The organism is Sphingobacterium bambusae (assembly GCF_033955345.1).
Taxonomy (GTDB): domain Bacteria; phylum Bacteroidota; class Bacteroidia; order Sphingobacteriales; family Sphingobacteriaceae; genus Sphingobacterium; species Sphingobacterium bambusae.
This window is the reverse complement of record NZ_CP138332.1, coordinates 2,444,416-2,470,962: the sequence shown is the minus strand read 5'-3', so window position 1 is coordinate 2,470,962 and position 26,547 is coordinate 2,444,416. Positions and strand designations below refer to the sequence as shown.

General features: G+C 43.7%; 29 protein-coding genes. 26 read left to right on the top strand and 3 right to left on the bottom strand.

From position 1 onward, the window contains the following. The first annotated feature begins 73 nt into the window (after positions 1-73). The 3 genes from SCB77_RS10255 (at position 74) to SCB77_RS10245 (ending at position 1,376) form a co-directional block, all read left to right on the top strand. Positions 74-343 carry a YtxH domain-containing protein gene (locus SCB77_RS10255; protein WP_320186343.1) on the top strand — a complete coding sequence of 90 codons (270 nt, stop codon included), beginning with the start codon at positions 74-76 and terminating at the stop codon, positions 341-343. A gap of 123 nt (positions 344-466) precedes the next feature. Further along, positions 467-886 (top strand): phage holin family protein, encoded by a 420-nt coding sequence (locus SCB77_RS10250; RefSeq protein WP_320186342.1) that lies wholly within the window; start codon positions 467-469, stop codon positions 884-886. Next, the gene (locus SCB77_RS10245; RefSeq protein ID WP_320186341.1) at positions 861-1,376 is read left to right on the top strand and encodes a hypothetical protein; all 516 of its coding nucleotides are present in this window, start codon (positions 861-863) and stop codon (positions 1,374-1,376) included. The genes SCB77_RS10250 and SCB77_RS10245 overlap by 26 nt, the downstream gene beginning before the upstream one ends. Here SCB77_RS10245 and fcl read toward each other — a convergent pair. Then, entirely contained in the window at positions 1,373-2,305 is a 933-nt protein-coding gene (fcl, locus tag SCB77_RS10240; protein WP_320186340.1) for a GDP-L-fucose synthase, read from the bottom strand. The two genes, SCB77_RS10245 and fcl, sit on opposite strands and share 4 nt — an antisense overlap. A gap of 57 nt (positions 2,306-2,362) precedes the next feature. On the opposite strand from fcl, the gene trmB reads away from it, so the two are divergent. Further along, positions 2,363-3,013: a tRNA (guanosine(46)-N7)-methyltransferase TrmB gene (trmB, locus tag SCB77_RS10235; protein ID WP_320186339.1), complete on the top strand. Its 651-nt coding sequence runs from the start codon at positions 2,363-2,365 to the stop codon at positions 3,011-3,013. A 17-nt stretch (positions 3,014-3,030) separates the two neighbouring features. Here the strand turns inward: trmB and SCB77_RS10230 are convergent, their stop codons facing one another. Continuing rightward, on the bottom strand, positions 3,031-3,759 hold the full coding sequence (locus tag SCB77_RS10230; RefSeq protein ID WP_320186338.1) for an RDD family protein: 729 nt from the start codon (positions 3,757-3,759) through the stop codon (positions 3,031-3,033). 246 nt (positions 3,760-4,005) lie between these two features. Between SCB77_RS10230 and SCB77_RS10225 the strand changes: the two genes are divergently transcribed. From SCB77_RS10225 to SCB77_RS10200, 6 genes are all read left to right on the top strand, one after another. Then, positions 4,006-4,968 carry a stage II sporulation protein M gene (locus tag SCB77_RS10225; RefSeq protein WP_320186337.1) on the top strand — a complete coding sequence of 321 codons (963 nt, stop codon included), beginning with the start codon at positions 4,006-4,008 and terminating at the stop codon, positions 4,966-4,968. Beyond that, complete coding sequence (locus SCB77_RS10220) at positions 4,959-5,876, top strand: ABC transporter permease (protein WP_320186336.1); 918 nt, start codon at positions 4,959-4,961, stop codon at positions 5,874-5,876. Before SCB77_RS10225 ends, SCB77_RS10220 begins: the two co-directional genes overlap by 10 nt. After that, positions 5,833-6,666, top strand: a complete 834-nt coding sequence (locus tag SCB77_RS10215) for a hypothetical protein (protein ID WP_320186335.1) — start codon at positions 5,833-5,835, stop codon at positions 6,664-6,666. The genes SCB77_RS10220 and SCB77_RS10215 overlap by 44 nt, the downstream gene beginning before the upstream one ends. After that, positions 6,663-7,871 (top strand): DUF4350 domain-containing protein, encoded by a 1,209-nt coding sequence (locus SCB77_RS10210; protein ID WP_320186334.1) that lies wholly within the window; start codon positions 6,663-6,665, stop codon positions 7,869-7,871. The genes SCB77_RS10215 and SCB77_RS10210 overlap by 4 nt, the downstream gene beginning before the upstream one ends. Continuing rightward, positions 7,868-8,863, top strand: coding sequence for an AAA family ATPase (locus SCB77_RS10205; protein WP_320186333.1), 996 nt, complete (start codon positions 7,868-7,870; stop codon positions 8,861-8,863). The genes SCB77_RS10210 and SCB77_RS10205 overlap by 4 nt, the downstream gene beginning before the upstream one ends. A gap of 143 nt (positions 8,864-9,006) precedes the next feature. Further along, positions 9,007-10,191, top strand: coding sequence for a DUF58 domain-containing protein (locus SCB77_RS10200; RefSeq protein WP_320186332.1), 1,185 nt, complete (start codon positions 9,007-9,009; stop codon positions 10,189-10,191). Positions 10,192-10,275: 84 nt separating this feature from the next. Here SCB77_RS10200 and metK read toward each other — a convergent pair whose 3' ends face one another. Next, positions 10,276-11,529, bottom strand: coding sequence for a methionine adenosyltransferase (metK, locus tag SCB77_RS10195; RefSeq protein WP_320186331.1), 1,254 nt, complete (start codon positions 11,527-11,529; stop codon positions 10,276-10,278). Between the two features lie 355 nt (positions 11,530-11,884). Between metK and SCB77_RS10190 the strand changes: the two genes are divergently transcribed. The 16 genes from SCB77_RS10190 (at position 11,885) to nuoH (ending at position 26,520) form a co-directional block, all read left to right on the top strand. Next, positions 11,885-12,763 carry a diacylglycerol/lipid kinase family protein gene (locus SCB77_RS10190; RefSeq protein WP_320186330.1) on the top strand — a complete coding sequence of 293 codons (879 nt, stop codon included), beginning with the start codon at positions 11,885-11,887 and terminating at the stop codon, positions 12,761-12,763. A 2-nt stretch (positions 12,764-12,765) separates the two neighbouring features. Next, the gene (locus SCB77_RS10185; RefSeq protein ID WP_320186329.1) at positions 12,766-13,116 is read left to right on the top strand and encodes a translation initiation factor; all 351 of its coding nucleotides are present in this window, start codon (positions 12,766-12,768) and stop codon (positions 13,114-13,116) included. A 436-nt stretch (positions 13,117-13,552) separates the two neighbouring features. Beyond that, a complete protein-coding gene (locus tag SCB77_RS10180; protein WP_320186328.1) occupies positions 13,553-14,383 on the top strand; it encodes a MotA/TolQ/ExbB proton channel family protein in 831 nt (276 codons plus the stop codon). Positions 14,384-14,481: 98 nt separating this feature from the next. Then, the gene (locus SCB77_RS10175) at positions 14,482-15,132 is read left to right on the top strand and encodes an ExbD/TolR family protein (protein ID WP_320186327.1); all 651 of its coding nucleotides are present in this window, start codon (positions 14,482-14,484) and stop codon (positions 15,130-15,132) included. A 20-nt stretch (positions 15,133-15,152) separates the two neighbouring features. After that, positions 15,153-15,704, top strand: a complete 552-nt coding sequence (locus tag SCB77_RS10170) for an ExbD/TolR family protein (protein ID WP_320186326.1) — start codon at positions 15,153-15,155, stop codon at positions 15,702-15,704. Positions 15,705-15,723: 19 nt separating this feature from the next. Then, the gene (locus tag SCB77_RS10165) at positions 15,724-16,599 is read left to right on the top strand and encodes an energy transducer TonB (protein ID WP_320186325.1); all 876 of its coding nucleotides are present in this window, start codon (positions 15,724-15,726) and stop codon (positions 16,597-16,599) included. A gap of 369 nt (positions 16,600-16,968) precedes the next feature. After that, positions 16,969-17,904, top strand: coding sequence for a PstS family phosphate ABC transporter substrate-binding protein (locus SCB77_RS10160; protein WP_320186324.1), 936 nt, complete (start codon positions 16,969-16,971; stop codon positions 17,902-17,904). A 34-nt stretch (positions 17,905-17,938) separates the two neighbouring features. Continuing rightward, a complete protein-coding gene (locus SCB77_RS10155; RefSeq protein ID WP_320186323.1) occupies positions 17,939-19,678 on the top strand; it encodes a tetratricopeptide repeat protein in 1,740 nt (579 codons plus the stop codon). A 103-nt stretch (positions 19,679-19,781) separates the two neighbouring features. Next, on the top strand, positions 19,782-20,162 hold the full coding sequence (locus SCB77_RS10150; RefSeq protein WP_320186322.1) for an NADH-quinone oxidoreductase subunit A: 381 nt from the start codon (positions 19,782-19,784) through the stop codon (positions 20,160-20,162). 73 nt (positions 20,163-20,235) lie between these two features. Continuing rightward, complete coding sequence (locus tag SCB77_RS10145; RefSeq protein ID WP_320186321.1) at positions 20,236-20,796, top strand: NADH-quinone oxidoreductase subunit B; 561 nt, start codon at positions 20,236-20,238, stop codon at positions 20,794-20,796. Further along, positions 20,789-21,292: an NADH-quinone oxidoreductase subunit C gene (locus SCB77_RS10140; protein WP_320186320.1), complete on the top strand. Its 504-nt coding sequence runs from the start codon at positions 20,789-20,791 to the stop codon at positions 21,290-21,292. The genes SCB77_RS10145 and SCB77_RS10140 overlap by 8 nt, the downstream gene beginning before the upstream one ends. Before the next feature lie 18 nt (positions 21,293-21,310). Then, positions 21,311-22,546, top strand: coding sequence for an NADH-quinone oxidoreductase subunit D (locus SCB77_RS10135; protein ID WP_320186319.1), 1,236 nt, complete (start codon positions 21,311-21,313; stop codon positions 22,544-22,546). Then, a complete protein-coding gene (locus SCB77_RS10130) occupies positions 22,539-23,063 on the top strand; it encodes an NADH-quinone oxidoreductase subunit NuoE family protein (protein ID WP_320186318.1) in 525 nt (174 codons plus the stop codon). The genes SCB77_RS10135 and SCB77_RS10130 overlap by 8 nt, the downstream gene beginning before the upstream one ends. Positions 23,064-23,065: 2 nt before the next feature. Beyond that, positions 23,066-24,421 carry an NADH-quinone oxidoreductase subunit NuoF gene (gene nuoF, locus SCB77_RS10125; protein WP_320186317.1) on the top strand — a complete coding sequence of 452 codons (1,356 nt, stop codon included), beginning with the start codon at positions 23,066-23,068 and terminating at the stop codon, positions 24,419-24,421. Between the two features lie 32 nt (positions 24,422-24,453). Next, positions 24,454-25,467, top strand: a complete 1,014-nt coding sequence (locus SCB77_RS10120; RefSeq protein ID WP_320186316.1) for a 2Fe-2S iron-sulfur cluster-binding protein — start codon at positions 24,454-24,456, stop codon at positions 25,465-25,467. Between the two features lie 12 nt (positions 25,468-25,479). Further along, a complete protein-coding gene (nuoH, locus tag SCB77_RS10115) occupies positions 25,480-26,520 on the top strand; it encodes an NADH-quinone oxidoreductase subunit NuoH (RefSeq protein WP_320186315.1) in 1,041 nt (346 codons plus the stop codon). Positions 26,521-26,547 lie beyond the last annotated feature (27 nt).

The window sequence follows — 26,547 nt, the reverse complement described above, 5'->3', positions numbered from 1 at the left end:
AAAACGATTAGAACGATCATTTGTTAAACATATATCGTCTGTATAACTTTAGTATTATTAAAAGACAAATCTTATGAACGAAAACGGTAAAATAGTTACAGCGTTGTTAGCAGGCTTAGCAGCTGGTGCAGTATTGGGTCTATTGTTTGCGCCCGATAAGGGATCGGAAACAAGAGACAAGATCCAAGACTCATTGGCAGACCTTGGTGATGCGATAAAAGAACGTGCTGAGGAGCAGCTGGATCAGTTGCAAGATCTGAAAGAAAAATTAGTTGCCGTCGTAAAATCGAAAGTCGCTAAAACGGAATCGATTATCGACGACGAGATCGAAGAGCATGCATAATATAGCAGGGGCTGCTTTAGGTAGCCCCGTTTAAAATTAACTTTTAGAGGGGGGAATGGCTCGCGCTGGAAATGTTTGCATGCAGACAGATCGGTGCTGGTAACCCTTCGCAAAACGGGATTCATGGAAGAAGAAAAATTTTCATTTAGTGGCACGTTCCAAAAAGGAAAGGAATACGTCGATACGCAGATCAAATTATTAAAATTGCGCGCTCTGGCTAAGGGATCCCGCATTGCAGGATCGTTGGTGCTCGATGTCTCCAAAGTCATTCTTACGTTATTCATCGTTTTCTTCTGTTCGTTGGCTCTCGGTTTTTTTCTTGGTGAGTTGCTGCACAGCAATGCTTTGGGTTTTCTGCTTACAGGCGTAATATTTTTTGTGATTTTGTTGCTCATTCGCGCTTTCGAGCCGAAATTGGAGTCTATTTTTATGAATGTGACAATCCGAAAATTGGCTAACAAATGGGATGGCGATGAAGACGATGATGTAATTGAAGAGAAAGTAAAAACGAATATACATGAAGAGTTCACAAAAAATAAATAATCTAGAAGAGCTGAAAGCTGAGATCGCACGTGTTAATGTGCGAAAGCGGGAGCAGGAAGCTTATTTATTGGATCAATATAGCCTATTAAAAAACAAAATAGAGGCTCCGATACGCTTTGTGAAAAATATCACATCGGTTGTTCCGGGAGCCGGCATTGTGAAAGGCGTAGCAAACAACATCGGAAAGGCCATGAAAGGTAAAGACGCGGATTGGTTAACGAATGTTTTGCAAATTGGAACCCCTTTAGTATTGAACTCGACCTTGCTCCGTAATGCAGGCTGGCTAAAAAAAGCGGTCGTTTTGTTGGCTTCTGAAACAGCTGTGGGACAGGTTAATCAAAGTAAAATAAGTTCTATTATCGGTAAGATCACGAATTTTATCAAACCGAAAGGTGGAAAGAAAAAGAAGAAAAAAGACCTTCCTGCTGGGTTTGTTGTGGAAGATGAAAGCCCCGATTTTGGGCTCCCTACAAATAGCGAAACATACTAATTTGTATGCTTCGCTATATAATCGGCATAAGCCAATTTAATGCCTTCAGCTAGTGAAACCTTATGCTTCCAGCCCAATTCTCTGATTTTTGTGACATCCATGAGTTTACGTGGCGTGCCATCAGGTTTGCTGGAATCGAATAAAATCGCTCCCTCAAATCCCACAATTTCCTTGATCAGTAACGCTAATGATCCTATGCTAAGATCCTCGCCGACACCGATATTAATAAATTGATCTTGACTGTAGGCCTCCATTAGGAAAAGGCATGCTTCGCCTAGGTCGTCTGCATACAAAAACTCCCTTAACGGGCTTCCCGTTCCCCAAATTGTAACGCTTTCCGCACCTTGTATTTTTGCTTCATGGAATCGCCGAATAAGTGCCGGGAGAACATGTGAATTTTCGGGATGGTAATTATCATTTATACCATAGAGGTTTGTCGGCATAGCGGATATGAAATCGCAGCCGTATTGTGTGCGATACGCTTCGCACATCTTTATTCCAGCAATTTTTGCAATGGCATAGGGCTCGTTTGTTGGTTCTAATAATCCAGTGAGCAGGTAGTCCTCTTTTAGTGGTTGTGGAGCTAATTTAGGGTAGATACAACTAGAGCCGAGGAACAGCAATTTTTTAACCTTATTTACATAGGACTGATGGATGACATTGGTCTGGATAGCGATGTTTTCATAAATGAAATCCGCACGGTAGGTATTATTGGCGACGATGCCACCAACTTTTGCTGCTGCCAAGAAAACATAATCCGGGCGTTGTTCTTCGAAAAATGAAGATACAGCCTGTTGGTCGCGGAGATCCAGTTCCTTCGACGTGCGTTTGATAATATGGCGGTAACCGGCTTTCTCCAGTGTCCGAACAATTGCTGATCCCACCATTCCGCGGTGACCAGCTACAAATATTTTAGCGTCTTTTTCCACATCAATCTATTGAATACTGCAAATATAAGGTTATTTTTGCCCACAAAACATCAAAAAATGGGTAAGGACAAGTTAAGGAAATTTGCGGAGGTGGCGACCTTTGCAAACGTTGTACAATTGGAAGCTGGACAAGCATTTAAGGGGAAATGGGCTAACACGTTCTTTAAGAATGAGCAACCAGTGATCTTAGAATTGGCCTGTGGAAAAGGGGAGTACACGGTTAATCTAGCGAAGCTCTTCCCGGAGAAAAATTTTATTGGCGTTGACTACAAAGGAAACCGAATTTGGCGTGGTGCCAAAACTGCACTGGAAGAAGGAATAACGAATGTAGGCTTTCTACGCATTCAGATCGAAACAATTTTAGAATACTTTGCCGCAGGAGAGATTGACGAAATTTGGATTACTTTTCCCGATCCGCAACCCCAGATTAGTCGCGAAAAAAAGCGGTTGACACACCCAAAATTCTTGGAAAAATATAAGACTTTGCTATCCGATGCTGGGATTATGCATCTGAAAACGGATAATGATGGCTTTTATGCGTATACCCTCGAACAGATTGAAGGGCTTAAATTGCAAAAGAAAAGAGAAACCACCGATCTTTATAAATCTAATCTAGTCGATGATGTGCTGGCGATCAAGACCTATTATGAACGGAAGTATCTTGCCGATAGTAAGAATATCAATTACGTCGAGTGGACCTTCAAATAGCAGATTAATTTCAGCGATTACCTATCGCGAAAAGTGTAGTAGTAGTCTTTTATAACGATATCGATAAACTCTTCAGGGCGCATCTGTGGCTTCACGTCCAGCAATTCGACCAGTTTATTGCTTAAGGCAAGGATAATATTGTAGTCTTTACGCTCATATCCTTTCCTATACACCTCTTTGATAATGTTGGCATCTTCATCCGAGAGCTGCAATACCTGCGGAAAGGTAACATGGTGTTCTTGGGTAATCTCCGCAAATAGGGTTTGTTGAATAAACATATCCTGCTTGGTGCTGATCACTGCCGTATCGGCGGCGATGTCTCCAATCCGTTGTGCATTGCGGGTGGCTATGATGCTGCTGATCCCCAGCGCGCCGACGCACAGAAAAATATCGACGATTGTGCATACCCAACGTACAAAATATTGATAGATATTGGCTCGCGTGCCGTCAACCTTGACAACTTTTATTTTCATGATGAGCTTTCCGACCGTTTGTCCATTAAAAAAGGTTTCCATTAAAAATGGATAGAAGAACGCTGGTAGAAGAAAAAGCATGTATACCCCCATCATCAACCAATTATCCGACGCATTGAACAGGCCGATCTGGCTCAGGAAGAAAAAGATCAGTAAAGCATAGCAAACAATAATAAAGTAGTCGATAGCAAATGCAATAATTCTGGAGCCCAAAGAAGCGAGTTTGTACTCGAACTTTACGTTTTGCGGTGTGTTTATCAACAATCTGTTCATTGTGGTCTCTTACTAGCGAAATTTACGAAATAGTTTTGACGCCTACAATTATTCAACGACAAAGATCTTTTATTGTGCATTTATTGTAGGACCGCGGGGTTATGCATTGGTGCTATTTTCAACGATTTATAGGCCTGCAGTAATCAGCCGGTTCTATTGATTCGGTTGCTTTTTTTTCAATAAGAATATAATTGCAATTGCGGTCAAATTTCGTTAAGTTTGGTATCGAGGTTACATACTTAACAGATGAGAGAAGCATCCTTTATTGATAGGAATAAGGAGAAGTGGGTCTTGATCGAGGGCAATTTGCGTAATAAAATGAATGTAGAGCCGGATCTATTGGCCGCTAACTATATGGAATTGACCAACGACCTCGCTTATGCGCAGACATTCTACCCGCATTCCAAAACGAAAGACTACCTAAATGAACTGGCGATCCTAGCGCACCAGCAGCTTTATCGCGACCAAAAATCGTCCGAGAACCAGATCAAGATTTTTTTTCAGCGGGAGATACCCGAGGCTATTTGGGAGTTGAGGCGTCCGTTGTTCTACGCTTTACTTATCTTTTGTTTTTCCATTGCCATCGGTTTCGTATCTGCCTATTACGATCTCGATTTTGTCCGACTTATTCTTGGAGACCACTATGTAGATATGAGCATCAAGAATATTGAAAGTGGCAATCCGGCGGGGGTTTATGCCGGAGGCAGTGAAATGGGATCAGCCTTGGCCATCACCATTAATAATGTTCGCGTAGCTTTTTTGGGATTTGCTTTCGGCATATTTTACAGTGTAGGAGCGGGGTATATCCTGTTCAACAATGGTATTATGGTCGGCGCATTTCACTACATGTTCTATCAACATGGCGTAATGGGTGAGGCGATGTCAGCCATTTGGATACATGGTGCCATTGAGCTTTCTGTTATTGTGATCGCCGGGGGCTGTGGTCTTGCTATTGGTAATAGTATCCTTTTTCCAAGATCGTATACACGGATAGAATCCTTTAAGCGACGTATTAGAACAGCTGCCAAGGTGTTGGTCAGTACGGTTCCCTTTTTTGTGCTCGCTGGTTTTTTGGAAGGCTTCGTCACGCGGCATTACCAAGTTTCCATTTGGATGTGTGCGCTGATCATAACGGTTTCTTTCGTGGCGGTTCTCTACTTCTATGTGATTCGTCCCTATAAAATGGCCAAGATTTACGGATGGAAATAGACTTTGAATTTCGAAAAGAACGAAAACTTGGCGAAATTGTCCAAGATTTCATTAACCTATTGCGCTTGGTGCTGCGGCATTTTTTCCAAACGATATTTAAGTTAGCCGTTATCCCGCTATGTTGCATGTTGGTGTTGATTTATTACGGTACCACACGGATTAACTTAAGTACGACACAGGATTTCTCGGAATCGCTCGATATCATAGGAATCGCGATATCTGCCTTTTTCGGATTGATGTTGGTGAGTATGGTGTTCTTTGGTTTGGCAATCGAGTATTTCATCTTGCTTAAAAATAATAGGAATACCGATTTTAGTTCGCGGGACGTATGGCAATCGTTCGTACAGCATCTAAGCAAATATCTGACGTTTTTAGTTGTCGCGATAGTGGCGATGTTTATCCTCATCATTCCTATCGCTGTGGCGATGCTTATTTTGGCATTTATTCCCTTAGTAGGCAGTTTCGCAATGGGTATTTTAGGAACATTCGTTGGCGTTTGGTTTTTTTGTGCATTCTTGTTGTACAGGGAAGACTATGTGGATGCGGGTGGAAGCTTGCAGAAGACATTTTCCATGCTTCGCAAGAAAATGATCGATTATAGCGTATCTTCTTATGTGGTCAGTTTTGTTTTTCAAGTGCTCTTGATGATGCTGTCCTTGATGCCGACCTTGATCTTAGGGATTATTGCCTATAACACCATCGGTTTTGACAACACCTTTTTTGATAGCATCTTTGGTAGAATGTTGGTTTCCTTCGGCGCGACCCTCATTGTGCTACTTTACATTGTATATTATATGTTTTCTGTGCTAGTTTACGGCATTATTTACGAGACCATCAAAGAAATAGAATACGGCGAGAATATTTATGAAAAGATTGATCGCTTGGGAGGGCCGGCTAATGAGCTTTAGATTCTTTCCAATAGCATTGTTCATGCTTCTGCCCTTTTTCTCGCTGGCACAGGATTCTATTTCGCCAAAAATCCTGCCCGATAGCCTGCCGGAAGTAGCAGAGGCGCCGGTAGACGACTTTTTGGAAGAAGGATACTACGATCACGTACCTCAATTAACGGATATTCCTGTAGTTGATACAGCGACGTTCCATCGACTTTCTAAAGACTATCAAGGAGAGGAGTTTGATTATGATCAGGTACGCGAACAGCAGATTGGGTTGTTCAAGAAGATATTCGATAGAATTGGCCGCTGGCTAGAAGGACTATTTCCTGACATCAATTATTTTGAATTTTCCGATTTTGTATATAAGATATTAGCGTTATTGGCCGTGGCTGTATTGGTGTGGATTGTCTATCGTATCATTGTTTCAAGACAACGTTGGTTGAGCCCTAGCGAGGAGGAACGTGAAGAAGGCGATGAGATCAAGTTCGTCGAAAGAAACCTGATGGACGTCGATTTGGCCGGCTATATTGCGCAAGCCGAGAAAGAGCAAGACTTTGTGAGGGCGATCCGTTACCTCAACCTGCTTAACATACAGCTGTTGGCAAAAAAAGGCTGGATAGATTGGAAACATTCCAAGTCACATGTGGAGCTTATTGATGAATTGCAGGATGAGACCTTGAAAAAGGAATTTGCCGGGAACGTGACTATTCTTAATCGTGTATGGTATGGTAATGTGGCCATGGATGCTGCACAATACGCATCATTTTCGGGTTATTTCTTAAACTTTCAATCGAAATGGGCATGAAGGGGACTGGAAAATTAGGTATTGCGCTGCTGATTGTCACCTTGCTGGCAATTGTCTTCATCGATCTCACCAAAGATAGTCAGATTGACTGGTCGCGAAGTTACGATCAACGGGATAAAATACCGTTTGGACTATATTTTACACGCACCGAACTGCCGCATATCCTGGCAGATAGCAGTGAGGTGAAGGATTTCACATCTACAAATTATGATGATCTGAAACGATTTCTGCCGGGTAAGGAAAATGCCAGTCTTATTTTCGTCGTAGACCAGTTTTATGAAGGGAAGGAATCTATTGCTGAGCTTCTGGCGTTTGTCGAAAGAGGAGGTGAGGTCTTTATTTCATCAAATAGTCTACCTCCCGTTTTATTGGATAGTTTGGGCTTAAGTCAAGATTATTATTACCCACAGGATTTTGGCGAAACCGTTGACCTAAATGCTAGGGTGTTCGCGTTGAGCAATGGGCGACAGGCTTTTTACAAGGACTTGGAATACCCTGGACTATTTTACGGGATAGATTCTACTGGCGTGCGCTCGGCCGGATATTTTGAGGCGGGGGGACGTCAACTGCCCAATTTTGTGGAAGTGCGGCGTAAAAAGGGACGCTTTTTAATTCATTTGGAGCCTCTTATGTTTACAAACTACTACATGCTGCAAGAACAAAACTTTTTGTACGGCGCCGCGGCATTAAAACTGATAGCGCGCAAGCGTGTTTTTTGGTATGATGCATTGTTTCAAAGTAAAGAGATCGCGAGGACGCCTTTGCGGGTATTGCTCCAAAATGAAGGTCTTCGACAAGCGTGGTACTTGTTGCTCTTCGGGCTGTTGCTGCTTTTGCTGTTCAGAAGCAAGCGGGAGCAGATGGCTGTTCCTGTTGTCGAGGCCGAGAAAAATCTGTCAAAGGAGTTTGCGAGAACCATTGCGACCTTGTATTACGAAAACGGTAACGACAGCAATCTCTTGCAAAAGAAAATAGAATACTTTCTATACGATCTGCGCACGAAGTTCTTTATTGATACGCTGCAGTTGGAAGATGCCGGATTTGCAGAACAGTTGTCGAAGAAAACTGGTGTTCCACGTGCCGATTGCGAACGAATTGTGGCCTTGGTAAACAAATATCGGAAGATTACCTACTCCACAGATAGCGAACTTATGGAGGTACATAAACAAATTGAAGAATTTAAAAGTAAAGCCAATATATTATGAGTGAACTAGCAAGTAAATATGAGCCTAATTTCGAGAATAGGATCGACTTAAGTGTGTTGCAGGAAAAGATGGATGCCGTGAAATCGGAGGTGAAGAAAGTTATTGTGGGGCAAGACGATGTTATTCGAAAGTTACTCATCGCTATATTAGCTGGCGGGCATTCCTTGATCGAGGGGATGCCAGGTGTCGCAAAAACGTTAACGGCAAAACTGATCGCTAAGAGCGTGCAGGGCGACTTTAAGCGTATACAGTTTACACCCGATCTTATGCCATCCGACGTGACGGGATCTTCTATCCTCGATCTTAAGAGCAATGAATTTCAATTTTTGCAAGGTCCTATCTTTGGGCATATCGTCTTGATTGATGAAATAAACCGAGCGCCGGCCAAGACACAGTCTTCGCTTTTTGAATGTATGTCTGAACGGCAAGTGACCGTCGATGGGACGACCTATCCGGTGCCGCGACCTTTTGTTGTCTTTGCCACGCAAAACCCGATTGAGCACGAAGGCACCTATCGATTACCGGAGGCACAGCTCGATCGATTTCTTTTCAAAATCAATGTCGGCTATCCGGCTTTGGAAGAGGAAATGGAAATCCTGCGGGAGCATCATGCCCAGAAAACAGGCGATAAAGAGGATTTGGTGCAGCCCGTCGTCGGTATCGCGGAGCTCATAGGCTTCCAAGAGCTGGTGAAGCAATTGTATGTACATGAAGATGTATTTGCCTATATCGTGCAGGTGATTTTTAATACCCGTTCGAATCCAAATTTGAGTCTTGGGGCTTCCCCTCGTGCATCGATAGCATTGTTGGAAGCTTCCAAGGCTAGCGCAGCGCTGCAGGGGCGAGATTTTATAACGCCGGATGATGTCAAGTATGTGGCACCTAATATCCTTGGGCACCGGGTGTTATTAACTCCGGAGAAGGAGATGGAAGGCTTCACCAGTGATTTTATCATTAAACAAATTGTGGATGCTATAGAAATTCCTCGATAATGCAATTTCTTCGGAGCTTATACCTGACGAACCGTTTTTTTTATGGCATCCTTTTCCTTGCCACTTGCTTCGTGCTGGCCTTTTTTATAAGAGTTTTACTGCTGCCGGTAAGTGTGCTGTTTTGGCTATTCCTTGCTTTTTGCATGTGGGATATTGCCGTGCTATTTGTCGGAAAAGGGAAAGTAGCCCTGATAAGAGACTATCCGGAAAAGCTATCGAATGGAGACGAAAATGAATTGTCGATTATAGTGCAGAGCTATTATCCTGTGAAAATAGGCCTGCGTCTGTTGGAAGAATTTCCAGAACAATTGCAGCTGCGGGAGGTCGATTTCGCTTTTCCATTGAAACCTCGACAAGAGAAACGTGTGCTTTATAATATTAGGCCTACCAGTCGAGGCCTATACACCTTTAATCGCTGCCATGCCTTGGTGCAACATTTGGGGTTTTTCGCGCGTAAGTTTTCGCTACAAGAACCACAAAGTATTCCCTGCTATCCCTCATTTATCCAGATGCGTAAATATCAGTTGCTGGCAACGACCGATCGTTTGGTAGAACTTGGCGTAAAACGTGTAAGAAAGATTGGGGCTACCTTGGAGTTCGATCATATTCGTGAATATGTGAGGGGCGATGAATTTCGGCATCTCAACTGGAAGGCTACAGCTAAACATCAGAAGTTGTTGATCAACCAATACCAAGAGGAAAAATCACAGCCTATCTACTCGATTATCGATACCGGAAGAGTGATGCGCATGCCATTCAAAGGACTAACCTTGTTGGATTATGCCATTAACTCGACTTTAGTGCTCTCCAACGCGGCGATTCTTAAACAGGATAGGGCAGGAATGTTGACTTTTTCAAACGAAATCGGCAACCATATTCCTGCCGAAAAGCGGAATAATCAGATGCGGCTGATATCAGACAAACTGTATGGTATTGAGACAGATTTTAAGGAATCGGAATTTGGAAACCTCTATGCTTTCTGCAACCGGCATATCAACAAACGTTCGCTGTTGATGTTGTACAGCAATTTTGAAACAACGGACGCTTTGGCAAGGCAGATGCCCTACCTACGCATGCTAGCGAAAACGCATATATTGGTAGTGGTGGTGTTTAAAAATACCGAGCTAGTCGCTATGTCCAAAGAAAGCGGACCCCGAGTGATTGATGTTTATAATCAAATTATTGCCGAGAAGTTTGTATACGATAAAGGATTGGTGATTCAGGAGTTGCATCGACAAGGGATACAGACAATCTATACGGCACCGGAAGATTTGACCATAAATGCCATCAACAAATACTTGGAGATTAAAGCTAGAGGATTACTTTGATATTTAGGAAAAGGCATAAAGTTATACCATAAAAAAATCCCGTTTCATCTGAAACGGGATTTTTTTATGGTGGTACGCGTCGTATTAAAGCGAGAATGCTTGTTTTATTTTATCCACGTAGTCTAGTTTTTCCCAAGTAAATAGTTCTACCTCGACGGTTTTCGTTTCGCCTGTTGAGCTTTCGAAGGTTTTACTCACGGTTTGTGGTGTTCTGCCCATATGACCATAGGCTGCGGTTTCCGAATAAATCGGGTTGCGCAATCCAAGGCGTGTTTCTATACCATAAGGTGTCATATCGAAGATTGTAGCAATCTTGCTGGAAATCTCGCCATCACTCAGACCTACCTTGCTTGTTCCGTAGGTGTTTACATAGATTCCCATAGGATCCTTCACGCCGATAGCGTAAGAAATCTGTACCAAGATTTCATCTGCAACGCCTGCGGCAACGAGATTCTTGGCAATATGGCGCGTTGCGTAGGCTGCTGAACGGTCAACCTTCGAAGGATCCTTTCCTGAAAAAGCTCCACCACCGTGAGCACCTTTGCCGCCGTAGGTATCGACAATGATCTTGCGTCCAGTGAGTCCGGTGTCACCATGTGGTCCGCCAATAACGAACTTTCCAGTGGGGTTCACGTGGAACTTGATGTCGTCGTTGAACAGCGCTTGAAGTTCTGGTTTCAGCTGTGCTTTTACTCTAGGTACCAAAATGTTTTTTACATCCTGTGTTATCTTTTCGAGCATCGCTGCTTCAGGAGCAAAATCGTCATGCTGTGTTGAAATAACAATGGTGTCTATGCGTAGTGGTTTATGATCATCACTATATTCCAATGTAACCTGTGATTTCGCATCGGGGCGAAGGTAGGTGATATCTGCATTTTCGCGGCGTAAAACGGCGAGTTCAAACAGCAAACGGTGTGCTAAATCCAATGCCAAAGGCATATAGTTTTCTGTCTCGTTGTTCGCATAACCAAACATGATGCCCTGGTCACCAGCGCCTTGATCCTGCTTTGTTTTTCTATCAACGCCTTGGTTGATCTCTGCCGACTGTTCATGTATGGCCGACAACACGCCACAAGAATTGGCTTCGAACATGTATTCCGATTTTGTATAACCAATTTTTTGAATAACAGATCGTGCTATTTTCTGTACGTCTAAGTAGATTTTCGATTTCACTTCACCCGCCAGCACCACTTGTCCTGTGGTTACCAGTGTTTCTATAGCTACGCGGGAATCTTCATCCCACGCCAAAAAATTATCGATCAAAGCGTCAGAAATTTGATCTGCAATTTTGTCTGGGTGCCCTTCTGACACCGACTCTGAAGTAAATAAATATGCCATTGAGCGTTTTTTAAGATCGCGTTGGAAGAGACGTGCAACGTAAGTGGAAAAACGGAATTGTTGGTTTTAGCACTTTTTTACTGTGGTTGCAATCTCCCAAGATATCCGGCAGGGTATCTTACGCAAATCAGTCCACATTTTTTTCGTAGACAAAAATACAAACCTTTCCTTGATAAAGAAAGCTGAAAAAGAAAATGTTTTGTAAAAGCTGTGCCACATCTTGCTGTGCATCACGCCTCCTAAAGCTTGTGGTCGATGTTAATTGGGTAGTTTTTTATGGTTATTTTAATCGGCCTGACGATGAATTGATGCTTGCAAATCTTTATCTTTATCACCTTAAAATCGAATGTAGAACATGCGTAAACGAAAGCGGATTTTGTTTGTGGTTAACCCGATATCTGGAGGTAAGAAAAAGACGGCCTTTAATAAACAGATACTGGAAGTCCTTGATCTGGAAAAATTTGACCCTACCTTTAAGATTACCGACCACGCCAATCATGCATTTGAATTGGGAAAGGCGGCAATTGAGGAAGGCTATGATGCGGTGGTTGCAGTGGGGGGTGATGGTACGATCAACGAGCTGGGGTCTGCGATCATGGGCACAGACATGCCCTTGGGCATTATCCCGGAAGGATCTGGAAACGGCTTGGCCTTGTATCTTGGTATTCCCTTAAATGAGTCGGCAGCCATCCGACGGATCAACAGGTTTGAAACCGTGGAAGTGGATACGGGGGAGATCAACGGTCGTCATTTTTTCAATATCGCCGGTTTGGGCTTTGATGCCTCAGTAAGTGATCATTTCGCGACAGAGAATATTCGGGGACCAATAGGCTACTTGCGCTCGGCTGTAAATGTGCTGAGCAATTTTAAGCCCAGCACGTATACCTTGATTATTGATGGCAAGAAGTATCAAAAGGAAGCTTTTATGATTAGTGTGGCAAATTCGCCGCAATATGGAAATAATGCCTATATCGCCCCACAGGCCTCCATTACGGATGGTATCTTGGATGTTTGCGTTGTTCAGAAGTTTCCCCTGTACCTCTTGCCTAAAATGGTATTCCACCTTTTTACAAAAAGCGCAGATCAATCCGATTACGTGGAAATACTGCCGGGTAAATCTATTCGTATTGTTCGGGATGAGAAAGGACCGGTACACGTGGATGGCGAGCCGGTAGAAATGGGAACCACACTTGATATTACCATAAAACATAAATCTTTAAAAATTATCTGTTAAGCATGGCAAAGCAAAAAAAGCAACGATTTGAAGGTATTGTCTATTCCACAGCGAGCGACTTCGACTATACGGAATCCGATTCCGCTGTTGAGCAAGATACCCTACCGTCGAACCAGCAACGTTTGAAAGTTTCCTTGGATAAAAAGGCTAGAAAGGGAAAAGTTGTTACAATTGTGGATGGATTTGTTGGAAGGGATGATGACTTAAATGATTTAGCTAAGCTTCTTAAACAGAAATGTGGTGTGGGTGGATCAGCCAAAGATGGAATTATAATAATTCAAGGGGATTTTAAAAATAAGATTTTTGATTTGCTTCGTGCAGAAGGTTATTCGGTGAAATTGGTTGGCGGATAAACACTTACAATCGGTTGCATAAACCAAATATGACGCTTCCCTGACGACATACCGGCATATTTTGACATTAGTTGGAACATGTTAGAACATTCAGTGGCTTTGTTTTTCGATGAGTGAACACTTACTTATTTTTGGGAGTTAATGATTTTTTAATTTGCATAAACCAAAAAAAATAGTTTTCATTGTAAAATATATCGCCCTAAACGGCGTTAAAGCATGAGGCGATGACCTAATTAGGAAGGAAAGGAACCCGCTGGTGGTCTATCTAATATGGAGCCCATTGAAAGATGTATAAATTAATGCAGAGAAAATTTTATTTTTAACACAAAATGGTATATTTGTTTTGCTTAAAGGCAAGATAGGTGGCAATAAATTGCACAAATTGAATTAAACATTAATATTAAACAACAGTAAAAATCTAAAAATTAGTAAAAAAATGGCAAACGCACCAAAAACTACTACTCCTGCTAAGACAGAAGGCGGAAATTCAGGTAATTTATTTGCGAGTTTAGCAATCATCATTTGTTTCATCATCGGTTACGTTGTTTGGGCATATGTAATGGGTAGCCCGTCAAATTTCCTTGAAGATAATCCTGAAAACCAACCGAAACCAGGAAACTACTTGGGTATGGTTTACCACGCTGGTGTAATTGTACCTGTCTTGATCGGTTTATTCTTGATGGTATGGGTATTCTCTATCGAGCGTTTCTTGGTTATCAGCAGAGCAGCTGGAACAGGTAACGTAGGTAACTTCGTTAGAAAAATTCAATCTTTAATCAATGGCGGTAACATCGATTCAGCTATTGCTGAGTGTGACAAACAAAAAGGTTCTGTTGCAAACGTTGTTAAAGCTGGTTTATTGAAATACAAAGACGTATCGGCTAACACAGGTTTAGATGCAGAAAAATCAGTTGTAGCTATCCAAAAAGAAATCGAAGAAACAACAGCATTGGAAATGCCTATGTTGGAGAAAAACATGAACGTAATTGCTACGTTGGTTTCTATCGGTACGTTGACAGGTCTATTGGGTACGGTAACAGGTATGATCAAGGCCTTCTCGGCACTTGCAACAGGTGGTGCTCCAGATTCAGCAAAATTGGCGAATGGTATCTCTGAAGCCTTGATTAACACAGCAACAGGTATCGCTACTTCTACATTTGCGATCATCATGTACAACATCTTGACAGCTAAAATTGACAACTTAACTTATTCTATCGATGAGGCTGGTTTCTCTATCGTACAAACGTACGCGGCGAACCACAAATAAGAAAAAATGATTTTTTTCAAATTCTTTTATGGAATTTGTGTGGAAAGATCATCATCAAGAAAAGGAATAAGAATTGTTAATTAAAGAAGTAAAGAAAAATGGGTAAAGCAAAAGTAAAAAGAGCCAGTACCTCCATCGACATGACGGCGATGTGTGACGTCTCGTTCTTGCTTCTTACATTCTTCGTACTAACGGCAACGGCTCGCCAGCCAGAAGTGTTGGTTGTGGATACTCCACAGTCGACTACGCCCGATAAGCTTCCTGATGATAACTTAGGTGTTATCTCGGTCGCAAGTGGCAAGATCTTCTTCGGTGTTAAGAACCCAACTGTCCGCGAGATCACGTTGAAAAATATGTCGCAGAAATATGGTGTAAACTTTTCTGCGGAAGATTACGAGAAGTTCAAGCAACTGGATGAGTTCGGTGTGCCAATCAAAAATTTACGTCAATTACTTTCTCTAGCCAATGAGCAACGTAAAGAAGGCATTCAACCAGGTATCCCTGTAGATAGTACAGAGACCGCGTCGAATGAGTTGTACTCTTGGGTTCAGGAAGCTCGTAAAGCAACAATTGAATACAACCGTTCACGCGAAGGAGAGAAGGATTTCGTTGATCCAGGACCGATGAAAGTTGCAATCAAAGCTGATGCAGAAGAGAAGTATCCAACTGTTAATCTAATTATTGAAACCCTACGTAACCAAAAGCAAAACAAATTCAGTTTTGTAACCGGTTTGAGAGCGGAGCAATAAGGGTATAATTACAAAAGAAAATGGCAGAATTAAATCAAGATAGTGGTAAAGGTGGCAAAGGCGGCAAGGTTAGAGCCAAGAAAGCCGGTGGTAAGGTCGATTTGACCGCCATGGTTGACTTAGCGTTCCTGTTGATTACCTTTTTCATGTTAACCACGTCACTCAATAAACCACAGGCGATGGACGTTGCTATGCCTGATAAGAACAAAATGGATGTGAACGACAATTTGGAAATTGCCGACAACCGTTCCATTACGCTTTTATTAGGATCGGACAACAAAATCTCTTGGTACTATGGGCAATTAGCAAAACCGATCTACCCGCCGGCAACTATAGATTATAGCAAGGAAGGTATTCGTCAGGTGTTGTTGAAGATGCAAAAAGAAGTACCAGCTCGTTCTGGAGGTAAAGATTTGATCGTGGTAATTCGACCTAGCGAGAAGTCTGTACAACGTAATCTTGTCGATATCTTAGATGAGATGAAGATTGTAGACATCAAACGCTACATGATTTCAAAGATCAACGGTGACGAAATAGAGGTTTTAAAACGCGACGGTCTATTTAACGACTAATCGCATAATTAATTAAGATATGTTTGGTTCTAAATTAGATATATTCAAAAAAGAATGGCTTGATGTCGTTTTTGCGAATAGAAATAGAGAATATGGTGCCTACGACTTGCGCAAATACGCGCCGAAGGCTACTAATATTGGTCTACTCGCGATTACCGCAACCGTTCTTGTTTTGAGTGCTCCAAAAATGTTCAACATCAAAGTGTTCCCAGATAAGCCTGTGCAAGAAGCTCCGGTAATCACAGAGGTAACGCTAGAAGATTTGGATATTCCAGAGCCGGAAGAAGAAGAAGAACCACTTCCGCAGGAGGAAGAGCCACCTCAACGTATCGCGCAGGAGCCACCAGCAGAAGATTTGGTGCGTTTCCCTGAGCCTAAAGTGGTGCCTCAGAATCAAGTGAAGGAAGAGGTTGTTTCCCAAGAGGAAATCAAAAAAGAAAATAAGACTCCAGCCCGTATTACCTTGAAAGGTACAAAAGGCGCAGCAGGTGTACCTACTGGTGAGTTTGGTCCTAAAAAAGTTGAAGGTCAAATTACAGGTAGCGCAACTGGTGATCCTGACGGAGAGTCGTCAAATAAGATCTTTACTGCAGTAGAGGTAAATCCAGAGCCAATTGGTGGTTTAGCCGCATTCCGTAAGTGGGTAGGTGATAACTATACCTATCCTCAAGGAGCTATCGATGCCGGCGTGAAAGGGCAAGTTGTTGTTTCTTTCGTTGTTGAGCGTGATGGTAGCTTAACTGATGTGAAGGTGGTGAAGGATTTGTCCTACGGTACAGGTCAAGCTGCGGTAAATGTGTTGAAGAAAGCGAAAAAATGGAAGCCGGGTATTCAGAACGGTCGTCCGGTTCGTGTAGCCTACACATTGCCGATCACGTTAAACCTACAACAGTAACATGAACGGTTTGCGTAACAGCACAAGAAAATTTAGTCAGAAATCGCCAACCCAGCGATTTCTGTCTATTTTAGGCCTAGCGATGTTCGCTTTCTATTTCTCTTTGGGCCTTCTAATTATTTTTTGGAGCGGCTTTCCCATTGAAATAGATCCGACATATAAGAAGCTTTTCGGGATATTGTTGATTGTATATTCCTTTATGCGCTTCGCGCGATTGTGGCAAAATAATTTTAGACAATAATTGCAGAGCCGTTAAACTTTCGGATATCTTTTAGACTCTAAATAGTATACAAGACAACAATTGCCGCGCGGTTAGATTTTAAGAGAGCTAGAAATAAACTTAGTCACAGAAAACATATTTTAGATCGAATGAAAAGTATCATACAGCTGTTTTTGGTTTTGGCCATCTTAGCGACTTCCTGCTCACGAAGTAGAAGTGGAGGGGAGAACGCCGACGCCGCGCAAACAGAAAAATCTCAAGAGGATATCTTGGTAGGTACGCTGGCTGTTGCGGTGGATGAATCCACGCTACCCCTGTTGAGGGAGCAAGAAGAGGTCTTTTTGTCGGCTTATCCCAATGCAAAGCTAAATTTTATCGCGAAGCCGGAAGTGTTGGCCATACGTGAACTCGTTTCTGGGAAAGCCAGCGTGGCTATTTTGGCAAGACCGCTGAACGAGCAAGAGGAAGCATCTTTTAAGAAGCGTTCCATCACGCCACGCCTATTTCCACTTTGGTCGGATGGAATAGTTGTTGTTGGTAATACTAAATCAGCCGATACGAGCGTTACCATTACGTATTTGACGGAAGCGATGCGCGGACAGAGCTCGGACAAGCGGAAGATCGTTTTTGATAATATCAATTCCAGCAGCTTTAGGCTGTTGCAGGAACTTGGAAAGCTGGATAAGGTCGCTTCCAACTATGTGGAGGCCGGAAGTGGCGCTGCAAGCGTGTTGGAGCAGGTGTCACAGTCTTCCGATCGTATTGGAATATTAGGATATAACGAATACAGAGATTTGATCAGCTCGTTTCCAAATAAAAATAATATTCGTATCTTGAGCGTGCAGAATACGCTTGGAGAAAAGGCTGATAACAAGTTTTACTTGCCAAATCAATCAACCATCGCTGCCGGACAATATCCATTGCAACGCACATTTTATGTGCTGAATTACCAACCGAATTTAGGTTTGGGCATCGGATTCTCGGCCTTCCTAACAGGAGATCGTGGGCAGCGGATTGTGTTGAAGGCTGGTTTGGTGCCGGCAACGATGCCCGGACGCGAAATCATTGTACGGGATAATATTTAATTTAACGAAGAATAAAATAGAACACAAATAGATTATGACAAACAGCAAATTATTTTTAAGTCTATTATTGGCTGGAACAATCGGTTCTGCGGGTGCCCAAAGCTTAAAAGATGCGAAAGCTGCGTTGACAGCGGAGCAGTACGATAAAGCGAAGACTATTCTGCAGAACTTGGTGGAGAAGAAAGCGAAGGATGGGGAGAATTATTTCTACCTAGGTAAGGTTCATTTGGTTAACGATAAGTTGGATTCTGCAGCTTATGTGTTTAATCAAGGCTTGACAAACGCGCCGAAAGAACAGTTAAATAATGTAGGGTTGGGTATTGTCGACTTGATGAGCGGCAATCAAAGTGCAGCGGAGACAAAGTTCTCTACAGCGGTATCTGGATTGGGTAAGAAGGACTATTTGCCATTGTTGTATATCGGAGAAGGATATATCGACGCACCAAAGCCTGACTACACCAAAGCTATCGAGTATTTAACGCAGGCAAAAGCTAAAAACGCGAAAGATGCGACTATTTTGGTAGCATTAGGTGACGCTTATGCCGGATTGGGTGAAAGTAGCCAAGCTTATGTAAACTATCGCGATGCAGAATATATGGATCCTTCATTGTTGGCTCCAAAAATTGGGCAGGCGGTAATTTCTAGAAGAGCACAGGCCTATGATGTAGTGTTGGAGCAATTGACAGCCTTGACGCAAGAGCATGCAGACTACGCACCGCTATACCGCGAGCTTGCAGAGACATATTATTTGTCGTCTTTGAAAGCTCCAGAAGATCAATACCGCGAAATCAACCAGAAAGGTGTAGAGAACTACAAGAAATACTTAGAGTTGACAGGCGATAATTCTGTAGAGGCAAAAACACGTTACGCGGATTTCTTGGTATATTCTGGAAACTATGCAGAGTTGAAAACCGTAGCGCAAGAATTGGCGAACGCGCCAGGTGTAGATGCTAAGGTATACCGTTACTTAGGGTACATTGCCTACAACCAAGACAAAGACTATGCAAAAGCAGCAGAGTACATGAATACCTTGTTCTCTAAAGTGCAGCCAGAGCGTTTGATTCCACGTGACTACTTGTACGCCGGTTTGGCAAACTTAAGCGCTGGCGATGAAGCTAAAGCTGGAGAGTTGCTTAAACAAGCTGTAGAGAAGCAAACAGAAGACGATAACTTGGAAACAGAAATTGCAGAATCTGCGTTCGCGAAATACCAAGATGGTGATGTGGACAATGCTATTAAGATTTTCCGTGTCGTAGCGGTAGATACAGCTTCTGATTATTATTACGACGCGAACTACTACTTGGGTGTTGGTCAATACCAAAAAGGATCGAAGATCATTTCTCCAGGTGAGGATGAAGAAGTGACACCAGAGTTAGGTCAGCAAAAATTGGCAGAAGCAAAACCTCTGTTGGACGAAGCTGTGAAAGCCTTAGGTAATGTTACTGCGGCAACGAAACAAGAAGTTATTGATAAATACCAAGTAAATGCACTTTACTTTAAAGGGTTGTCTGAGCTAGCGTTGGATAATGTTGTTTACGATCCGGAGAACGTAAAAGGCTTGTATTTGGATTCGTTCAACAAATTGTTGGCGATCATCAAAGCATCAGGTAAAACCGATGAAACCAGCAATTCTTATGTAGCGGATGGTAACAATTACATTGGTTATTACTACTACTTCAAAGGAGATAACGCGAAAGCGAAAACCTATTTCCAAGAGACGTTGAAGGTTAGACCAGATGATGAAATTGCAACGCAATTTGTTGATCAGCTATAGTATTAAAATATCATTAAAATTTGAAGGGACTGCTTGCAGTCCCTTTTTTTATTGGTAAAAAATGATATATTTGTTATTGAGAACAGATAATAAACTAGTAATTATGGAAAGTGTAAACCTAAGTAGCACTCCAGTAGATTATATACCTATTTTAATACAATTAGGTGTAGCCGTTGGATTCGGTGTGTTAACCATCATCGGAACCCATTTGATTGGCCCTAAAGTTCGTACGGAGAACAAACTGGGCGCTTTCGAATCGGGAGTCGAAGTTGTTGGTAATGCTCGACAGCCTTTTTCCATTAAGTATTTCTTGGTTGCCATTTTGTTCGTCATATTTGATGTGGAGGTGATATTTATGTATCCCTGGGCAGTGAACTTTCGCGAGTTCGGCGTAGAGGGTTTGATAGAGATGTTCATTTTCATGGGCTTGCTGCTATTGGGCTTTATCTATGTCATCAAGAAGCGCGCCCTTGATTGGGATTAGAACATCATTGCGCATCCCGTAAGGGATCTCCTCCACCAATTTAAACTTTAGTATAAACCAAAAAACGATAGTCATGAGTAAAGTGACATTGGCAGAAGCGCCCCCAGGTGTAGAAGGATCAGGATTTTTTGCAACGACTTTAGATAAAGCTATAGGATTGGCGCGTGCCAATTCATTGTGGCCATTACCGTTCGCAACCTCTTGTTGTGGTATCGAGTTTATGGCGACAATGGGTTCTACGTATGACCTGGCTCGCTTTGGTGCGGAACGGCCGAGCTTTTCTCCCCGACAAGCAGATATGCTATTGGTAATGGGTACCATTGCTAAAAAGATGGCTCCGGTGTTACGCCAAGTGTATGTGCAGATGGCTGAGCCACGGTGGGTCATCGCTGTTGGTGCTTGTGCGTCCAGCGGTGGCATCTTCGACACCTATTCCGTGCTGCAAGGTATTGACGAGATTATTCCCGTGGACGTCTACGTTCCCGGTTGCCCACCACGTCCGGAAGCTATCCTTGATGGCGTGTTGAAACTGCAGGAGATCGTTAAAAATGAGTCGCTAAACCGCCGTAATACACCCGAATATAAAGCGTTGTTGGAGAAATATGGCATCATAACCGATAATGGGAATGGATAAATTGGATAATCAAACCATCATTACGACACTTCAGAGCCAATTTGGAGATGACTTCGTCGTGTTGGGCGAGCCACATGGATTATTGACATTGCTGGTTGAGGCGGAGTCTATCATAGCGTTTCTTGCTTTTGTAAAGGACGACGCCACATTGCGATTCAACTATTTGACGGATATTACCGGGGTACATTACCCCAAGCAGGAGAGGGATTTCTGTGTGGTATACCATGTGCACAACATGCTACAAAACGTGCGCTTGCGCATCAAGGTGCCTATAGCTGGACCCAATCCCACCATTCCCACGGCGACAACGCTTTGGCATGGCGCTAACTGGATGGAGCGCGAGACCTACGATTTCTTCGGCATTGTGTTCGAGGGGCATCCCGACTTACGAAGGATCTTGAACATGGATGAATTGGATGTTTTTCCAATGCGCAAAGAGTATCCGTTAGAAGACCCGAATCGCGTGGATAAAAAAGACTTTTATTTTGGACGCTAATATAAATAGACCGAGACGATGAGTAAACCTATCACCAAAATAACACCAAATGCCGCCGTATACTTCGATAACGATCCGCAGGACGAGTTGATTACACTCAACATCGGTCCTACGCACCCCGCTACGCATGGTGTGTTTCAAAATGTGGTGCAGATCGATGGCGAACGGATTGTTAGCGGCGTGTCTACGATTGGTTATATACATCGGGCTTTTGAAAAAATAGCTGAACATCGGCCGTTTTATCAAATTACGCCGTTGACTGATCGCCTGAACTATTGTTCCGCTCCTATCAACAATATGGGCTGGCATATGACCGTGGAGAAGCTCTTGGAAATAGAAATTCCGAAGCGGGTGCAGTATATGCGCGTGATTGTGATGGAACTCGCTCGTATTGCAGATCATATTATTTGTAACGGCATCTTGGGAGTGGACACCGGCGCCTTCTCTGGCTTCCTGTACGTGATGCAGGAGCGGGAATTTATCTATGAGATATTTGAGGAGATCTGTGGAGCGCGGTTAACGACCAATATTGGTCGTATCGGTGGATTCGAGCGTGACTTTAACGAAGTGGCCTTTCAAAAGATCGCTGAGTTTTTAAAACGTTTTCCGCCTGTCTTAAAAGAGTTCGAGAACCTCTTTGTACGAAATAGAATTTTTATTGAGCGAACTTCTGGCGTCGCTGCAGTAACGCCGGAAGAGGCGTTGAGCTATAGCTGGTCGGGACCTATATTGCGGGCAACAGGTGTGGATTACGATGTCCGTGTTGTATCGCCTTATTGCTCCTATGAAGAATTTGATTTTGATGTGCCTGTGGGCACTACGGGCGACGTCTATGACCGTTTTATGGTGCGTAACGAAGAGATGTGGCAGTCACTTCGCATTATCGAACAGGCATTGGAAAAGATCGCTCGTGAACCGAAGGGTGTTTTTCATGCCGACGTGCCCGCTTTTTATTTGCCGCCCAAAGAGCAGGTGTACACCAATATGGAGGCCTTGATCTACCATTTTAAGATCGTGATGGGCGAATGGGAAACACCACAATCGGAAGTTTACCATGCTGTCGAAGGCGCCAATGGCGAATTGGGATTTTATATGATACATGACGGAGGCAGGTCGCCTTATAGACTGCATTTCAGACGTCCATCGTTTATCAATTATCAGATGTTTGCGCCCATGAGTAGTGGGATGCTGATATCTGATGCGATCTTAAACATGAGTAGTTTAAACGTAATAGCAGGAGAATTAGATGCTTAGTGTTCAGGAAAATATGATTGTGACATTCACGCCGGAACTGTTGGACAGATTTTCAGAGGTGGTGTCTCGTTATCCCGAAGGGAAACAGAAATCGGCATTGCTACCTATCTTACATCTGGTGCAGGCCGAATTTGGCTGGCTAAGTGTCGATGCCATGGACAAGGTCGCCGAGTATTTGCAGCTGAAGTCAATAGAGGTTTACGAAGTTGCGAGTTTTTATACGATGTATTTTTTGCAGCCTAGAGGGAAGTATGTGCTGGAAATCTGCCGCACAGGACCTTGTTGCCTAGTAGGCGCCGAACGTATCATGCAACATATCGAAACGCGTTTGGGCGTTAAGGAAGGTGAGGTTACGGCAGACGGACTCTTTTCTTGGCGAGGTGTTGAATGCGTGGCTGCTTGCGGCTTCGGGCCAGTGTTGCAAATAGGCCCCGAATACACCTTCTACGAAAATCTAACAGAAGATAGCGTTGATCAATTGATCGACGATCTAAAACAAAAGGCTAAAAATCAATAAATATGGCACGTAAGTTATTGCTGACACATATTGATGTTCCGGGAATCGAGACACTGGAAGTTTACCGTAAACAGGGGGGGTACCGTGCTGTAGAGAAGGCGCTAAAAACAATGTCGCCGGATGATGTGGTGGAGGAGGTCAAGAAATCGGGCCTGCGCGGACGCGGAGGTGCTGGCTTTCCAACAGGCATGAAATGGAGCTTTTTGGCGAAGCCGGAGGGCGTACCGCGCTATTTGGTGTGTAATGGGGATGAATCGGAGCCGGGAACATTCAAAGACCGCTTTTTGATGACTAAAATTCCACATGCACTCGTGGAGGGTATGATCGTTTCGAGCTATGCCTTAGGAGCAAATACTGCTTATATCTATATACGCGGCGAGATGATGCCGCAGATACGGATTGTGGAACGAGCGATCGCTGAAGCGAAAGCTGCGGGCTATCTAGGAAAAAATATATTAGGCTCTGGCTACGACCTCGAGGTTTATGTGCAGCCTGGTGGTGGCGCTTATATCTGTGGCGAGGAAACAGCCCTGCTGGAATCTCTGGAAGGTAAGCGCGGCAATCCGCGGATAAAGCCTCCATTCCCCGCGGTAGCTGGATTGTATGGCTGCCCTACGGTGGTCAACAACGTGGAATCTATTGCTGCGACGGTGCCGATCGTGAATGATGGTGGAGAAGAATATGCTAAGATCGGAATAGAACGCAGTACGGGAACAAAACTGATCTCGGCGTCCGGGAATTTGGTTCGTCCTGGCGTCTACGAAATCGAGTTGGGCTTGCCTGTTGAAGAATTCATCTATTCTGATGAATACTGTGGCGGCATAGCAAACGGTAAACGACTCAAAGCCATGGTCGCAGGTGGATCTTCGGTGCCGATCTTGCCGAACAACTTGGCGACGAAGACTGCAAAAGGAGAGGCAAGGTTAATGACCTATGAATCGTTGGCCGATGGTGGTTTTGTGACAGGTACAGCGATGGGGTCGGGCGGTTTTATCGCATTCGATGAAGACCAATGTATCGTGCGTAACACACTAAACTTTACCCGTTTTTATCACCATGAAAGTTGTGGTCAGTGTTCTCCTTGTCGGGAAGGAACGGGCTGGATGGAGAAAGTATTGCACAAGATTGAATACGGGCATGGTGATATCGCCGATATCGACCTGCTTTGGGATATTCAGCGTAAGATCGATGGAAATACCATTTGTCCACTGGGAGATGCGTCGGCCTGGCCGGTGGCTAGCGCCATAAGGCATTTCAGAGATGAGTTTGAATGGCACATTTTGAATCCTCAGGAATCCCAAACGAGAAATTTTGGATTAGCACATTATGCGGATCCATTAGCTCCTGTTGTTTCGTAGAGTTTTATACATAGTAATGTAAGGAAAAAACGATGGCTGAAGAAGGAAAATTTAGAGTTACAATAGACGGCATTGCTTTGGACGTGGCGCCGGGAACAACGATATTGAATGCTGCCCGCCAGATTGGTGGTGACATCGTTCCTCCAGCAATGTGCTACTACTCCAAGTTGGAAGGAAGTGGCGGAAAATGCCGTACCTGTTTGGTGAAGGTATCCAAAGGATCCGAGAAGGATCCTCGTCCAATGCCCAAACTTGTCGCTTCATGCCGCACGACGGTCATGGATGGTATGGAAGTTCAAAACATTACCTCGCCGGATGTGGTTGAGGCGCGAAAAGGCGTTGTAGAAATGTTGTTGATCAACCACCCTTTGGATTGTCCAGTTTGTGATCAGGCGGGCGAGTGCAAATTGCAGGACTTGGGCTACGAGCATGGGGCAGATCAAACACGGTATGAGTTTGAACGGCGTACATTCGAACGAATCGATATCGGCGAGCAGATCCAACTGCATATGAACCGCTGTATCCTTTGCTACCGCTGTGTGTATGTGGCCAACCAACTGACGGATGGTCGTGAACATGGTGTTATTCATCGTGGAGACCATTCGGAGATCTCGACGTTCATAGAAAATGCCCTAGACAACGACTTCATTGGCAACGTGATTGACGTATGTCCGGTCGGAGCGTTGACCGATAAAACCTTTCGTTTCAAGAACCGTGTTTGGTTTACTAAGCCGGTGGATGCCCATCGGGACTGCCCAACCTGCTCGGGCAAAGTGACGCTTTGGTACAAGGGAGAGGAAGTTTTACGCGTAACGGGTCGGAAGGATGAGTTTAATGAGGTAGACGAATTCATATGCAATAGCTGTCGATTTGAGAAAAAGAAAACTGCCGATTGGGTGTTGGAGGAGCCTACCATTGTAGAGAAGGAGTCGGTGATCACCGCGAATCACTATGCTGTATTTACGCCGCCGCCAGTCATCAAAAATAATCCAAAGTTGCAGGAAGCAAATGTGGAGCAGTTGGCAAGAACAGAACGTTTAAAATAAGCAGTTAAACACATGGAAGGAGTATTCATTCTAGAGAAATTAATATTGGTCGTGATCGTGTTTACGGTTTCGCTTGTCATAGCGATGTATTCTACACTGGCCGAACGTAAGATAGCCGGTTTTATGCAAGACCGGCACGGACCCAATAGGGCTGGGTTTGGAGGGATATTACAACCCTTATGTGATGGAGGTAAATTCTTTTTTAAGGAAGAGATTATTCCTGCTGGGGCGCATAGACCGCTGTTTATATTAGGTCCAACCCTGGCTATTATAACAGCTTGTATCAGCTCGGCCGTGATACCTTGGGGGCAAACGCTGACCTTTGGCAATCGGGAGATCGTGCTACAGGTTGCTGATATCAATGTGGGGGTGCTCTATATCTTCGGCGTGGTTGCCCTAGGCGTATATGGCATCATGATTGGTGGCTGGGCTTCTAACAATAAATTTTCCTTGCTGGGAGCTATTCGCGCGGCTTCACAAAGCATTAGCTACGAAATAGGGATGGGATTATCGATCATTGCCTTGCTAATGGTGACGCAAACCTTATCGATGAGTGAGATTGTGGCGCAGCAGTCGGGCTTTGTGAATTGGAATATTTGGGTGCAGCCACTCGGCTTTTTGATTTTCATGACCTGTGCATTTGCCGAATGTAACCGTGTGCCCTTTGACCTGCCCGAGTGTGAAACCGAACTGGTTGGCGGATACCATACGGAGTATTCGTCGATGAAACTGGGCTTGTATATGTTTTCCGAGTACATCAATATGTTTGTGTCTTCGGCATTGATGGCTGCCCTTTACTTCGGTGGCTACAACTTTCCGTTTATGAACGATCTTGGGCTATCCCAAAATTGGATCACCGTGTTAGGTGTGCTGGCATTTTTCCTAAAGATTTTCGGTTTTATCTTTTTCTTCATGTGGATACGCTGGACCTTGCCGCGATTCCGCTATGACCAACTGATGAACTTGGGATGGAAGATGCTTATTCCGCTAGCGATTGCCAATATCGTTTTAACTGGCGTGATTACTATCGTGAAGGATACCTATTTTCCTTAGCGGCAGATCGATTTTTGATGGGAGTAT